Origin of the sequence: Mesorhizobium zhangyense (assembly GCF_011045115.1) — a bacterium.
In the GTDB taxonomy this organism is placed as follows: Bacteria; Pseudomonadota; Alphaproteobacteria; order Rhizobiales; family Rhizobiaceae; genus Mesorhizobium_M; species Mesorhizobium_M zhangyense.
Genome location: NZ_JAAKZG010000006.1, coordinates 270,046 through 283,066 on the forward strand (window position 1 = coordinate 270,046; position 13,021 = coordinate 283,066).

Annotated in this window: 13 protein-coding genes; 4 read left to right on the forward strand and 9 right to left on the reverse strand. The window is 62.4% G+C overall.

All coding sequences use genetic code 11. The annotated features are described in order from the left end of the window. The first annotated feature begins 1 nt into the window (after position 1). Together G6N74_RS16930 and G6N74_RS16935 are read left to right on the forward strand one after the other, a co-directional pair. Entirely contained in the window at positions 2 to 193 is a 192-nt protein-coding gene (locus G6N74_RS16930; RefSeq protein WP_165119109.1) for a hypothetical protein, read from the forward strand. Between the two features lie 11 nt (positions 194 to 204). Further along, entirely contained in the window at positions 205 to 1,614 is a 1,410-nt protein-coding gene (locus tag G6N74_RS16935) for an MATE family efflux transporter (protein WP_165119110.1), read from the forward strand. 223 nt (positions 1,615 to 1,837) lie between these two features. On the opposite strand, the gene G6N74_RS16940 is transcribed toward G6N74_RS16935, so the two are convergent. The 9 genes from G6N74_RS16940 to speB all read right to left on the reverse strand — a co-directional run bounded on the left by G6N74_RS16940 (position 1,838) and on the right by speB (position 10,020). Further along, a complete protein-coding gene (locus G6N74_RS16940; RefSeq protein ID WP_165119111.1) occupies positions 1,838 to 2,614 on the reverse strand; it encodes a carbon-nitrogen hydrolase family protein in 777 nt (258 codons plus the stop codon). Beyond that, positions 2,611 to 3,414, reverse strand: a complete 804-nt coding sequence (locus G6N74_RS16945; protein ID WP_165119112.1) for an ABC transporter permease — start codon at positions 3,412 to 3,414, stop codon at positions 2,611 to 2,613. The genes G6N74_RS16940 and G6N74_RS16945 overlap by 4 nt, the downstream gene beginning before the upstream one ends. Next, positions 3,411 to 4,265: an ABC transporter permease gene (locus G6N74_RS16950; protein ID WP_165119113.1), complete on the reverse strand. Its 855-nt coding sequence runs from the start codon at positions 4,263 to 4,265 to the stop codon at positions 3,411 to 3,413. Before G6N74_RS16950 ends, G6N74_RS16945 begins: the two co-directional genes overlap by 4 nt. Next, positions 4,262 to 5,299: an ABC transporter ATP-binding protein gene (locus G6N74_RS16955; protein WP_165119114.1), complete on the reverse strand. Its 1,038-nt coding sequence runs from the start codon at positions 5,297 to 5,299 to the stop codon at positions 4,262 to 4,264. The genes G6N74_RS16950 and G6N74_RS16955 overlap by 4 nt, the downstream gene beginning before the upstream one ends. Before the next feature lie 303 nt (positions 5,300 to 5,602). Then, the gene (locus tag G6N74_RS16960) at positions 5,603 to 6,691 is read right to left on the reverse strand and encodes an ABC transporter substrate-binding protein (protein WP_165119115.1); all 1,089 of its coding nucleotides are present in this window, start codon (positions 6,689 to 6,691) and stop codon (positions 5,603 to 5,605) included. A gap of 58 nt (positions 6,692 to 6,749) precedes the next feature. Further along, positions 6,750 to 7,397 carry an amino acid ABC transporter permease gene (locus G6N74_RS16965; protein WP_165119116.1) on the reverse strand — a complete coding sequence of 216 codons (648 nt, stop codon included), beginning with the start codon at positions 7,395 to 7,397 and terminating at the stop codon, positions 6,750 to 6,752. Beyond that, positions 7,394 to 8,062: an amino acid ABC transporter permease gene (locus G6N74_RS16970; RefSeq protein ID WP_165119117.1), complete on the reverse strand. Its 669-nt coding sequence runs from the start codon at positions 8,060 to 8,062 to the stop codon at positions 7,394 to 7,396. The genes G6N74_RS16965 and G6N74_RS16970 overlap by 4 nt, the downstream gene beginning before the upstream one ends. Positions 8,063 to 8,065: 3 nt before the next feature. Then, a complete protein-coding gene (locus tag G6N74_RS16975; RefSeq protein WP_165119118.1) occupies positions 8,066 to 8,869 on the reverse strand; it encodes a transporter substrate-binding domain-containing protein in 804 nt (267 codons plus the stop codon). Between the two features lie 89 nt (positions 8,870 to 8,958). Continuing rightward, positions 8,959 to 10,020, reverse strand: coding sequence for an agmatinase (gene speB, locus G6N74_RS16980; protein WP_165119119.1), 1,062 nt, complete (start codon positions 10,018 to 10,020; stop codon positions 8,959 to 8,961). Between the two features lie 209 nt (positions 10,021 to 10,229). On the opposite strand from speB, the gene gcvA reads away from it, so the two are divergent. After that, a complete protein-coding gene (gene gcvA, locus G6N74_RS16985) occupies positions 10,230 to 11,198 on the forward strand; it encodes a transcriptional regulator GcvA (RefSeq protein WP_165119120.1) in 969 nt (322 codons plus the stop codon). Positions 11,199 to 11,321: 123 nt separating this feature from the next. Further along, positions 11,322 to 12,626 carry a nicotinate phosphoribosyltransferase gene (pncB, locus tag G6N74_RS16990; RefSeq protein ID WP_165119121.1) on the forward strand — a complete coding sequence of 435 codons (1,305 nt, stop codon included), beginning with the start codon at positions 11,322 to 11,324 and terminating at the stop codon, positions 12,624 to 12,626. Positions 12,627 to 13,021: the final 395 nt, after the last annotated feature.

A 13,021-nucleotide genomic window follows, 5' to 3' on the forward strand; every position in this document is an offset into this window, starting at 1 on the left:
GTTGAACGGCAAACTGTGCCGCTTCCACCGTGGAAGAGACGGCGTTGCCATCACCCTGGCTCAATTGTCGACCACGCTGGTGGCTTGCCTAACGAGAGCATTTCGTTCAAAAGGCATTCAAAATCGGAAAAACCGTTCGTTTTTCCGTAAAAACGCGACTGATGGCATGATTTTCGCCGCGGTTCGCCCCTGAAAGTTAGAAAAATGTCTGCGATACAGGTCGAAGCGAGAGCTCCGGCAAACCCTTGGCGTCTCGAAATTCGCGCAATGCTGGCGCTGGCCTGGCCGATGATCCTGACCAATCTCGGCCAGACCGCGATGACGGCCACCGACGTTATGATGATGGGCCGGCTTAGTGCCGACACGCTGGCTGCCGGCGCGCTGGGCGCCAATCTTTATTTCGCGCCGCTGATCTTCGGGCTCGGCCTGATGCTCGCAACCTCGCCGATGATCGCTACCGAACTCGGCCGCAGGCGCCATTCGGTGCGCGACCTGCGCCGCACCGTGCGCCAGGGGCTGTGGCTCGCCATCCTTGTTTCGATCCCGATCTGGATCGTGCTGTGGAATGCTGAAGCCATTCTGGCCGCCATGGGGCAGGAACCGGCGCTCGCCGCGCAGGCCGGCATTTATGTGCGCTGGCTGCAATGGGCGGTGCTGCCCTTCTACGGCTATATCGTGCTGCGCTCCTTCATCTCGGCGCTGGAGCGTCCGGGCTGGGCGTTGATCATCGTCTTCGTCGCGGTGGCCTTCAACGTGCTCGCCAACTGGTGTCTTATGTTCGGCAATCTCGGCTTCCCGGCCATGGGCATCGCCGGCTCCGGGCTGGCGACGAGTCTGTCCAGCGCGTTGATGTTCATCGGCATGGCGGCGGTGGTGATGATGGAACCGAAATTCCGGCGCTACCGCCTGTTCGGCCGCTTCTGGCGCTCGGACTGGCCGCGTTTCGTCGGGCTTCTGAAGCTCGGCCTGCCGATCGCCGGCATCCTGGCTTTTGAGGTCACCATTTTCAATGCTGCTGCGCTGTTCATGGGCCTGATCGATTCGCCGTCATTGGCAGCACACGCCATCGCCATACAGATCGCCTCGATCAGCTTCATGGTGCCGCTGGGGCTCAACCAAGCGGTGACGGTACGCGTCGGCCTGGCCTATGGCGCGCAGAACCCGGAAGGCATCAGCCGCGCCGGCTGGACCGCCTTCGTCATGGGCGTTTCCTTCATGGCGCTGACCGCGCTCGCGATGATCCTGTGGCCGCGCCTGTTGATCAGCGCTTTCATCGATCTCAATGATCCGGCCAACGCGGTCGTCATTGGGCTTGCCGTGTCGTTCCTGGCGCTGGCAGCGCTGTTCCAGATCGTCGACGGCGCGCAAGCGGTGGCTGCCGGCATGCTGCGCGGCCTGCACGACACCACGATACCGATGATCTATGCGGCGATCGGCTATTGGGGTGTCGGCCTGCCGCTCGGCGTGGCGCTGGCCTTCCATTTCGGCTTCCATGGCGTCGGCATCTGGATCGGCCTGTCAGTGGGCCTTGCGGTGGTGGCGGTGTTGCTGATGTGGCGCTGGCTACGGCGCGATCAGCTTGGGTTGACGGGAATGGCTACAGTTACGAACTGAACCTTCACGGTTGCGTTCCTTCGCGCCCCCCTCTGGCCTGCCGGCCATCTCCCCCGCAGGTGGGGAGATTAGCTATGTCGCTCGTGCCGCCTATTCTGCAACGTTGACGATTGGCGAAAGTCAATCTGAAGGCTGATCTCCCCACCTGCGGGGGAGATGGCCGGCAGGCCAGAGGGGGGCGCCGTAGAGCGCGTTCGACAGAGCGAAATGTAACTCTGCGGCGTTAAACCCTGAGATCGGCCAAATAGGAATTCGTCGCCGCCGAAGCCGCGTAATCGGCGGGACGGACTTCAGCGAGCAGCAGCGCCTCCTCGCCCCGGCCCGCTTCGGCCAGCAACGTGCCATCGGGTGCGGCAATGCCTGAAAGACCGGCATAGGAAAACAGCGCATCCGCGCCGCAATGGTTCACATAGGCGACGAAAATCTGGTTCTCGAAGGCGCGCACCGGGATCAGCTTGCGGGCGATAAATTCGTCATGATCACTTGCCGGCAGCGCCGTCGGCACGATGACCGCATCGACACCTGCCTGCGCAAGCCGCCGCACATTTTCGGGGAACTCGACATCGTAGCAGATCAGCAGGCCGATCTTCGCGCCGCGATGGTTGACCACGCAGGCAGCCGGCTTTTCCGCCAGGAACAGACCGCGCTCGTAGGCGCCATAGAGATGAGATTTGCGGTAGACGACAGGAGCCGCCGAGCCATCGACATAAAGCGCGCTGTTGTAGATCGTCTCGCCGGCGCGTTCGGCAAAACCGACGACCATCGCGATTCCGGTTTCAGCCGACAGCGCTGATAGCCGGGCGGCAAGATCGCCGTCGGCAGGCTCGGCCAGTGCTTTCGTCGCCTCGCCCGCACCGTAACCTGTGACGGCCAGTTCGGGCGTGACGAGCAGATCGGCACCGCCCTTCGCCGCCTCGCGCGCCGCCCGTTCGATGCGCGCAAGATTGGCAGCGACATCGCCGGCCACGGCCTGCATCTGGAGTGCCGCCAGTTTCATCACTTGCCCTCCGAACCCATGGCACCAAGCAGCCGCCTGATGTCGCCGAACCTGGCGATCAGCCCGAAGACCAGCGCTGCGATCGCCACGAAGAACACCGTCACGGACGCCATGGTCGGCGTATAGCCGTAGCGCAGCGCGTTGAAGATTTTTATCGGCAGCGTTTCCATGGTGAAGCCGATGGTCATATAGGCGACGATGTATTCGTTGAGCGACAGCACGAAGGCGAAGGCATAACCGGAAACGAGATAGGGCAGGATCAGCGGCAGCACCACGGTTTTGGCGATGGTGCGGTCGTCGGCGCCCATGGTCGCGGCGGCTTCCACCAGCGAGCGGTCAATGGAGGCGAAGCCGAGCGACAGCGTCACCAGCGGCAGCGTGACGAAGAAGATCGCGTGGCTGATCGCCGCCGTCCAAGGCTGGCCGTAGAAGCCCGTTGTCGCCCAGAAGGTCAGGAAACCCAAGGCGGTGATGACCGGCGGGAGAATAAAGGGGGCGACCCCGAGAAGCTGGAAGATATGCGCCCAGGGCGCATGACGACGCCACAGGAACCATGCCAGCGGCAGCGCAATCGCCACCGCAAGTGCTGCCGCCGAAACCGCCAGCAGCAGCGAAGCGATCAGCGCGCTGCGCCATTCCGGGTCGGTAAAAATCTGCGCGTACCAGGCGAGCGAAAAGCCTTTTGGCGGGAAGGACAGATCCTGTTTCTCGTTGACCGAGACGCCGAGCACGACGATCAGCGGTGCTGCGAGAAACAGCGCGACAAGGGCGAAATAGAGCCGGCGAAGCAATCTGTCCGTCATCCCGCATTCTCCCGCCTGCCCACCAGCAGGGTAAGCCCGACCAGCGCCAGCGACATCAGCACCAGGAACACGGCCATGGCTGCCGCGAAAGGCATGTTGGACTGGTAGATCGCCTGATCGGTGATCAGCACCGACAGCGTCCATTGCGACGGCCGGCCGAGGATCTGCGGCAGCAAATAGCAACCAAGCGCGAAGACGAAGACCATGATCAGCGTCGCCACCAGCGTGTTGCGCAGCGCCGGCGTCACCACGTTGAAGAAGGCGCGCACCGGTGAGGCGCCTAGCGTTCGCGCAGCCTCGAGCAATGTCGGGTCAAGCCGCACGAGGGCGGGATAAAGCACGAGGATCGTATAGGGCAGCGCCTGATAGACCATGCCTGTCAGCACCGCGCCAAAGCCCGGCAGCAGCGCCTGCGGCTGGGACATCAGACCGACCGCGACCAGCAGATTGGTGATGCCGGCTGTGCGCGAAAACAGCGTCGACCAGGCAAAGCCGATGATGACTTCCGACAGCGACAGCACCGACAGCAGGCAGACCAGCCACACCGTCTGCACCTTGCGCGATTGCTTGGTCAGCAGATAGGTGAAGGGGAATGCGATGGCGATGCAGCAGATGGCGACCAGCACCGCCAGCATCAGCGAGAAGCCGAGCACGCTGCCGAAGAAGGTTGACAGGAAGCGCGCATAATTGTCGAAGACGAAATCGGTCTTGTAGAAGCCGGCCGGATCGCGCTTGAAGAAGCTCACCGCGATCATCGTCGAGAACGGCACGACGAAGAAGACGATCAGCATCAGCGCCGGAAAGAACAGCGGCGTGTAGTCGCCAATGGAACGCGGCGCCTCGCGTCTCATGACTTCAGAACCACGCAGCTTTCGGGCGGCAGCACGATGCCGACGCTCTGCCCGACCTTGACCTCGGGCCGTTCGCGCGGCGTGGCGACAGCGATGATCGTCTTGCCGCCGGCCTCGACGAAGGTCTCGATGGTGCCGCCGAGGTCGCGCACGAAGGTGACCGTGCCATCGATCGCGCCGTTGCCGGGGGCGGTGAGATGCACGTCCTCAGGCCGTACCGAAATCGAGGCTTTCGAGCCGCCGGAAGGAAGCGTCAGGCCGGAAATGGCTGATCCCAGAACCGTGGCGCGGCCGGCGCTGTCGGCGGAGACCGGCAGAAGGTTGGTCGAGCCGATGAAGTCGGCGACGAAGGCGTCCGCCGGCTTGCGGTAGATTTCGACCGGGGCGGCGGCCTGGCGGATGCGGCCCTCGCCCATCACCACGACCAGATCGGCCATGGTCATCGCTTCGCGCTGGTCATGGGTGACGACGATGGTGGTGATGCCGAGCTTCTGCTGTAACTGGCGCAACTCGACCTGCATGGATTCGCGCAGCTTGGCATCGAGCGCCGACATCGGCTCGTCGAGCAGAAACAGTCGCGGCGAAAGGGCAAGTGCACGGGCGATGGCGACGCGCTGGCGCTGGCCGCCAGACAATTTTGCGACGGGCCGGTCAGCAAAACCCGGCAGATGGATCAGCTTCAGCAACTCATCGACGCGCTTCTGCTGGTCCTGCTTCGAAGCACCGCGAATGCGCAGCGAATATGCGATGTTGTCACCCACCGACAGATGCGGAAACAGCGCCAGCGACTGGAACACCATGCCGAGATTGCGCTTGTGGGTCGGGACGGCGGTGATGTCCTCGTCGTCGATGACGATCCTGCCGCTGGTCGGCTCCTCCAATCCGGCGATCATACGAAGCAGCGTGGTCTTGCCGCAGCCCGACGGCCCGAGCAGGCAGACGAAGGTGCCGTGCGGCACGTTCAGCGCGACATTGTCGACGGCTTTGAAATCGCCGAATTCCTTGGTGATGTCGTTCAGTGACAGGCCGGACATACTGGTTACCCTGCTCTTTTGCTTATCATATGCGGGTAGGGGGTCAGGCGAAAAGGCCGCCGTGTCGGTTTTCTTCCTTACGGCAAGGCAATCGCCGATGGCACAGCCGACCCCCACTCCGCCTCGCTACGCTCGACACCTCTCCCCCTCAAAAGGGGAGAGGAAGGGCGCCAGGTTTGCGGACGGCGTTTCCTCTCCCCCGTCGATCGGGGGAGAGGTGGCTCGGCGGAGCCGAGACGGAGTGGGGGTCGAACTCTGTATGCGATTGCCCTTCCGTGAACGGGGAGAAGGAAAGAAAGAATTTTACCCCGCGATCAGCTCGGTCCATTTCTGGTTAAGCCAGTCGGACTTGGTCGTGTAGAGGTCGTAGCGCGGGATGATCGGCTCGATTTCCGACGACACGGCGGCGAATTCCTCCGGCTTCAGGTCGAGCACTTCCTTCTTCAGCGTCGGCGCAGTGCCGACCTTGCGCGACATCAGGCCCTGGACCGAAGGCTGGCTCATATAGTCGATGAAGACATGGGCCTCGTCGGCCTTCTTGGAGGCGCGCGAGATGACCCAGTTGCCGGAATCCTGAATGCCGCCTTCCTTCGGGAAGGTCGAGCGCACGGGCTGACCGTCGGCGGCAGCAAGGCCGGTGACGTCGTGGTAATACTGACCCATCGGGATTTCGCCCGACTTCAGCGCCTGCTCGAACTGCGCCTCGTCGCGATACCAGAGGCGGACATTCGGCTTGACTTCGGCAAGCTTTTCGAAAGCCTTCAGTTGGCCTTCTTCAGTGTCGAGCGCATTGGTGCCGCCCAGGAAGGTCTTGGCCGTCACTTCGAGCAGGAAGGAGTTGGAAACCAGGGCCAGAAGGCCGAGCTTGTCGGCATTGGCCGGGTCCCACAGGGCTTCCCAGGAAGTCGGCGCTTGCTTGTAGACATCGGTGTTGGTGACCAGCGTGATGTACCACGCCACCGCGCCGATGCCGGCGATGCGGCCGTCCGGATATTTGTTGACGAAGCGGTCGAGCAGGTCGCCGCCATGCTTGATCTTGGCGATATCGATCGGCGTCCACAGTTCGGTCGCCTGGCCCTTCAGTGTCGATACCTGAGACATCATCGAAACGTCGGCCGGGGCCTGGCCTGCCTTGGCTGCCTGTTCGAGCTGGACCAGCCAGGCTTCGCCCGTTGGCTCGGCGATGGATTCGACGGCAATGCCGGTCGCCTTGGTGAATTCCGGGAAGATGTGCTCGTCGAAGGACTTCTTGAAGTAGCCGCCATAGACGCCGACCTTCAATGATTTGTCCTGCGCGCGCAGCACGGCAGGCATGGCAAGCAACGCGGCACCCGCAACGCCCGCGCCCAACACGCTGCGGCGGCTGAGACTGGTTTTCAGAAATTCGGTCATTTTCGTTCTCCTGTTTTTTGCCGACGTTGCGGCTGTTCCCACGGTTGTTCAAGCGAAATCAATGTGCAGCGGCGCGGCTCTCCAGCATTCTGGCATATTGGGTGAGCGGATAGCACAGCACGAAAAAGATCAGCGCGACCAGCCCATAGACGGTGAAGGGTTCGAACGTCGCATTGTTGATCGCATTCGAGGTTCTGAGAAGCTCTTCGAAGCCGATGATCGAGGTCAGCGCCGTGCTTTTGATGAGCTGGACGAGGAAACCGACGATCGGCGCCCGCGTGATGGAAAACGCCTGCGGTAGGATGATGAGGCGCAGTTCCTGCACATAATGCAGCCCGAGGCTGGCGCCGGCGTCCCACTGGCCGCGCGGCAAGGCGTCGACGCCGCTTCTCCATATCTCGGCGAGATAAGCGCTGGCAAAGAAGGTCAGCGCAAGCACGGCCGCCGTCCACGGCTCGATGCGAAAGCCGAGCATCGGCAGGCCGAAAAACATCAGGAAAAGCTGCATCAGAAGCGGCGTTCCCTGGAACAGCGCGATGTAGCCGCTGGCAAAGCGACGAAGCCATTTCGCCTTGGATATTCTGAGGAAGAGGATGACTATGCCGACCGCGCCGCCACCAACAAATGCTGCGATCGACAAAAGGATCGTCCAGCGCGTGGCAAACAGCAGGTTTCGCAGAATATCCCAGAAGGTGAACTCGATCATGTCACACCTGCCGAGAGTGTGCGGCGTCCGACCGAAACCAGCATGCGCCGCAGCGCGATCGAAAGGCCGAGATAGACCATCGTCACGACGAAATAGGTCTCAAAGGCGCGAAAGGTTCTGGCCTGCAGCATATCGGCTTCATAGGTGAGTTCACGGACGGCGATCTGCGATACGACTGCGGATTCGAGCATCATGATCACGATCTGGCTCGTCAGCGCCGGGAAGATGACCTTCAGCGCCTGCGGCAGGACGATCTTGACGAACACCTGGCGCGGCCGCAAGCCCAAAGACAGTGCCGCTTCCTTCTGCCCGGCCGGCACCGCATCAAGGCCGGCGCCGACGATCTCCGTCGTATAGGCCGCCATGTTGAGCGTCATCGCCAAAATCGCGGCGAGGATAGGGTCTAGCCTGATGCCGAGGCTGGGCAGGCCGAAGAAGATGAAGAAGAGCTGCACCAGAAACGGCGTGTTGCGGACCACCTCGACATAGGCGGTTATCGCCAGGCGGAGCCAGCGATAGCCGCTGCGCCGCCCGGCGGCGGCAAGGACGCTGATGAACGTCCCGGCCAGCGTCGTCACCACGATCAGCATGACCGTTACGGCAGCACCCCGGGCGATTGCGCCCGAGGCCTCGTAAAGCCAGCCGAAATCGAGGCTGTAGCCCACAGATCAATCCTTGAGGTTTTCAGGATTGAGCGGCGTCTTCAGCCATTCCTCCGATGCCTTGTTCAACTGTCCGTCTGCCAGCATCTTGGCGACGGCGTCGTTGACCGCCTTCTTCAGTCCCTCTTCGTTCTTGTTCAATCCTATATGCGAGGGAGAGGTCAGCAACTGGAACTTCTGCTCCGGCTTGAGCGCCTCCTGGCGCGCCAGAACCTGCGCGCCGACATCGTTGCCGACGACCATCAGCTGGGTCTGGCCCGAGATGAAGGCCTGGATCACAGCGTTGTAATTGTCGAAGCGCTTGATGTCGGCTGTCGCCGGGGCCGCTTCCGTGAGTGACGTGTCTTCCAGCGTGCCGCGGTTCACGGCGATGCTCTTGTCGGCCAGCGCGGCCTTGTCCTTGACCTCAAGGGCGGCGGGTCCGATCACCGCGATGTAGTAAGGCGCGTAAGCGACGGCGAAGTCGATGACCTGCTCGCGCTCCTTGCTGTAGCCGACGCTCATCAACAGGTCGACGCGATGATCGGTCAGGTAGGGAATGCGGTTCTGGCCGGTCACGGCGACCGTGTTGAGCTTTACCTTCAGCGAGTCGGCGATGAACTGCGCGACTTCCATGTCGTAGCCCTTGAGGCTCATATCGGCGCTGGCCGAGGAGAAGGGCGGAAAGTCGGCGAAGACGCCGACATTGATGACGCCGGCCTTGGCGATGTCTTCAAGGGCGTCGGCATGGGCCGCCTGCGTGGCGATGGCGGCGCTGCCGAGCAGCAGCAAGGCGGCAAAGGACGATTTGAGATGCGAATGCATGGTCATTTTGGTTCCCCTTCTGGAAAATCATTATTGTCGGTGCGGCCCAGGCGGGCCGCCCTGCCATCGGTTCCAGGCCGATGGCTAAAACTGGATCAGGCCGTCCTGTCTTTGACGGCGGGACTGAACACCATCAGGCTCAGGATCTCGAACAGAACCTGCGCGCCGGCATGTGCGGTGTTGGTGGTCGAGTCATATTGCGGCGCGACCTCGACGACGTCACCGCCAACGAGATTAAGCCCCTTCAGCCCACGCAGGATTTCCAGCACCTCGCGCGTCGTCAGCCCACCGACTTCCGGCGTGCCGGTGCCGGGCGCGAACGCCGGGTCGAGGCTGTCGATGTCGAAGGAAAGATAGGTCGGGCCATCGCCGACGATCTTGCGCGCCTTTTCGATGACGGCGGAAATGCCCATGCCCGTCACCTCCTCGGCGTGGATGACCGTCATGCCGGACTCGTAGGTGAACTCCCACAGATATTCGGCCGAGCCGCGAATGCCGATCTGGATCGTGCGCGTCGGATCGAGCACGCCGTCCAGCACCGCATTGCGGAACGGGCCGCCGTGATGGAACTTGGTCAGATCGTAGGCGCCGCCGGTGTCGCAATGCGCGTCGATATGGATCATGCCGACCGGGCGCTTCTTGCCGACCGCCTTGAGGATCGGATGGCTGATCGAATGATCGCCGCCGACCGACAGCGGCAGCACGCCGGCATCGACGATCTGGTTGATGCGCCGCTCGATGTCGTCATGGCTGAGTTCGAGACGGTAGCGGCTCTGGAACGGCACGTCGCCAATGTCGGCGACGCGCAGATCCTGCACCGGGGCGCAGTCGAGCACGTGATTATACGGCCCGATGCGCTCGATGGTGCGCAGGGCGCGCGGACCGAAGCGGGAGCCTGGACGATTGGTGACGCCGAGATCCATCGGCACGCCGATCATCGCGACCTGGAGATCGCCGAAATCGGGATTGTCGTTGTCGACCTGCACATAAGGCGCGGTCAGGAAGGTCGGCACACCCGAATAGGGAGCCAGCCGCGTGCCGCTCTTGGAGAAAATCTTGTCGGCGACGCGCCGGAACTGGGGGTTGAACAGTTCGCCGCCATGGCTCTCACCATATTTGCGGCGCAACGCGTCGAGCTTGCCACGATCGAAACCCATGCCGGTAGTCTCCCTGATTAAGCCGTACTGGACGGTGGTCTGCCGGAGTCCCTCGCGGCGTTTTCGCCGTCTCGCTCCTGCGTGAAAGTGCAATCCCGCACCTTCTGTTCCGTCTGAATTCTTGGGCAGGCGCGTTGAAAAATCAATTGATATTGTTAAAGCTTCGATTGTGAGATTTTCTCACATGCGAGTGCTACCGGAAACCGCAAATGAGCAAGCGCCTGCCGCCCCTGAACCCACTGCGCGCCTTCGAGGCGACGGCGCGGCACGGCTCCCTGAGCAAGGCCGCCGGCGAGCTAAACGTCACCCACGGCGCCATCAGCCACCAGATCCGCGCGCTGGAGCTTTCGCTCAGGGTTAAGCTGTTCGAGCGCGCCGGCCAGCGGCTCAAGCTGACGCCGCAGGGTGCCGAGCTTCTGCCGGCGGTGTCGAGCGCCTTCGACGGCATCGCGGCGGCCACCGCACGCATGACGCGGCCGACGAGTTCCGGCACGCTGACCATAAGCTGCGTGCCGGCGCTGCTGTCGCTGTGGCTGATCCCGCGGCTCGGCAGCTTCATGGCGCGCTTTCCCGACATAAGGCTCAAGCTGATCGCCTCCAACGACCCGCAAGACATCCGCTCGCCCGATATCGATATCTGCGTGCACTATGGCGATGGCAACTGGGCCGATTGCTGGCTCAAGAAATGGCTCAACCTGGAACTCTTTCCGGTGGTGAGCCCGACGCTGATCAACAACCGGCCGATCCGCACCATCCGCGACCTTGCCGACCACGTCATGCTGCATGGCGACGATGGCCGCGAATGGCACACATGGCTTGCCGCAGCCGAGGCGCTGGACCTGAACCGCGGGCGAGAACACCATTTCAGCGACGCGCGGCTCTCCACCGAGGCGGCTATCAGCGGCCATGGCGTGGCGCTGGGCGATTCCGTCACCGCCAGCGGCCTGCTCGCCAAGGGCCAGCTGGTGACGCCGTTCAACCTGTCGGTACCCGCCAGCTACGCCTTCTACGTCATATGCCGCAACGAGGTGCGCTCGGCCCCCGTGGCGCAGGTCTTCATCGACTGGCTCTACGGCGAAGGCGAGGAGGCGGCGGGACGCACGGAGGCCGCCGTCGCCGGCCAGATCAGCATCCGCAAGCGCCGCTCGCAGAAGGTAAATACCGCCGTGGAGCCGTAACCGATCTCTGTCGCCGGCTCATTTTTTGTCGGTCCAGAGCGGCAATCATGAAGCGTAACGCCAAATTCAATGATATTAGCGCTGTCGGACAGTCCGAAGCGGCATGAAAAGGCTCCTGGGTGAATGGCAAAAACCGATATTGCGCGGCGCGTCTACAATCACGCATGGAAGCTCGATCCCATCGTGCGCAGCCTGCTCGATACCGATTTCTACAAGCTGCTGATGCTCCAGATGATCTGGGGCATGTATCCGAACGTCGACGTCACCTTCTCGCTGATCAACCGCACCACATCGGTCAAGCTCGGCGAGGAAATCGACGAGCAGGAGTTGCGCGACCAGCTCGACCATGCCCGCACGCTGCGCTTCAGCAAGAAGGAGATGATCTGGCTGGGCGGCAACACCTTCTATGGCCGCAAGCAGATTTTCGAGCCGGAGTTCCTGGCCTGGCTGGAAGATTTCCAGCTTCCCGAATATGAGCTGACCAAGCGCGATGGCCAGTACGAGCTCGAATTCCACGGGCCGTGGATGTACACGACGCTGTGGGAAATCCCGGCGCTCGCCATCATCAACGAGCTGCGCTCGCGTTCGGCGATGAAGCCATTCGCGCCGTTCGCACTCGATGTTCTCTATGCCCGCGCGAAGGCCAAGCTCTGGACCAAGACCGAGCGGCTGCGGCTTTTGCCGGACCTGAAGATTTCCGACTTCGGCACCCGTCGCCGCCACAGCTTCCTGTGGCAGCGCTGGTGTGTGGAAGCGCTGAAGGAAGGCATCGGCGAGGCCTTTACCGGCACGTCGAACGTGCTGCTGGCCATGGACAACGACCTCGAAGCGCTCGGTACCAACGCGCATGAACTGCCGATGGTGGCGGCGGCGCTGACCAACAGCGAGCAGGAGCTGCGCAAGTCGCCGTACAAGGTGCTGCAGGACTGGCAGCGTTATTACGGCGGCAACCTGCTGATCGTGTTGCCCGACGCCTTCGGCACCACCGCCTTCCTGCGCGATGCGCCGGACTGGATCGCCGACTGGACCGGCTTCCGCCCCGACAGCGCGCCGCCGATCGAGGCCGGCGAAAAGATCATGGCCTGGTGGCGCGAGAAGGGCGTCGACCCCAAGAAGAAGCTGCTGATCTTCTCCGACGGGCTGGAGGTCGAGACGATCGAGGAGACTTACCGCCATTTCAAGGGCAAGGTGCGCATGTCCTTCGGCTGGGGCACCAACCTGACCAATGACTTCGAAGGCTGCGCACCAATGGAAACCCGCGGCCTCAACGCCATCTCGCTGGTCTGCAAGGTCACCAAGGTCAACGGCCGTGAGGCGGTGAAACTCTCCGACAATCCGGCCAAGGCGACCGGCGACAAACGCGAGATCGAACGGTACTTGCGGATCTTTGGCGAGAAGGACCGGGTGGAGCATCTGGTCAAGGTGTGAGGGGAGAGGCTTCGCCGGGTGTGGATACTCATGCCCCGGGCTGAGATGACGTGGATGGCCAGGAGCAGATCTTGATCCGACAACCCACTACATCACCACCCCCCTCTGTCCTGCCGGACATCTCCCCCGCAAGGGGGGAGATCAGACTTTCATCTACGGTTTCGCCAATCTCCAGCTTTGCGAGAGATGAGTCGGCGTTGAAGCTGCCAATCTCCCCCCTTGCGGGGGGTGAGAAGTGGTCCGCGCAGCGGACGAAAAGCCAACGATTTGCCTTTTCGAACGACGAACGCCCGAAGCATAAGCGAAGGGCCGGGTCCGGCAGGACAGAGGGGGGTGGTGACGCGGGGCGAAGGCCGACCTCCCTTTTACTCACCCTCATATTCCTCGCCTGCATA

What these genes read in the sequence shown, in the direction of transcription:
- G6N74_RS16935 (WP_165119110.1), top strand. Translation starts at nt 205, where the DNA reads ATGTCTGCGATACAGGTCGAAGCGAGAGCTCCGGCAAACCCTTGGCGT.
- G6N74_RS16945 (WP_165119112.1), bottom strand. Translation starts at nt 3,414, where the DNA reads ATGACGGACAGATTGCTTCGCCGGCTCTATTTCGCCCTTGTCGCGCTG.
- G6N74_RS16950 (WP_165119113.1), bottom strand. Translation starts at nt 4,265, where the DNA reads ATGAGACGCGAGGCGCCGCGTTCCATTGGCGACTACACGCCGCTGTTC.
- G6N74_RS16955 (WP_165119114.1), bottom strand. Translation starts at nt 5,299, where the DNA reads ATGTCCGGCCTGTCACTGAACGACATCACCAAGGAATTCGGCGATTTC.
- G6N74_RS16960 (WP_165119115.1), bottom strand. Translation starts at nt 6,691, where the DNA reads ATGACCGAATTTCTGAAAACCAGTCTCAGCCGCCGCAGCGTGTTGGGC.
- G6N74_RS16965 (WP_165119116.1), bottom strand. Translation starts at nt 7,397, where the DNA reads ATGATCGAGTTCACCTTCTGGGATATTCTGCGAAACCTGCTGTTTGCC.
- G6N74_RS16975 (WP_165119118.1), bottom strand. Translation starts at nt 8,869, where the DNA reads ATGACCATGCATTCGCATCTCAAATCGTCCTTTGCCGCCTTGCTGCTG.
- speB (WP_165119119.1), bottom strand. Translation starts at nt 10,020, where the DNA reads ATGGGTTTCGATCGTGGCAAGCTCGACGCGTTGCGCCGCAAATATGGT.
- gcvA (WP_165119120.1), top strand. Translation starts at nt 10,230, where the DNA reads ATGAGCAAGCGCCTGCCGCCCCTGAACCCACTGCGCGCCTTCGAGGCG.
- pncB (WP_165119121.1), top strand. Translation starts at nt 11,322, where the DNA reads ATGGCAAAAACCGATATTGCGCGGCGCGTCTACAATCACGCATGGAAG.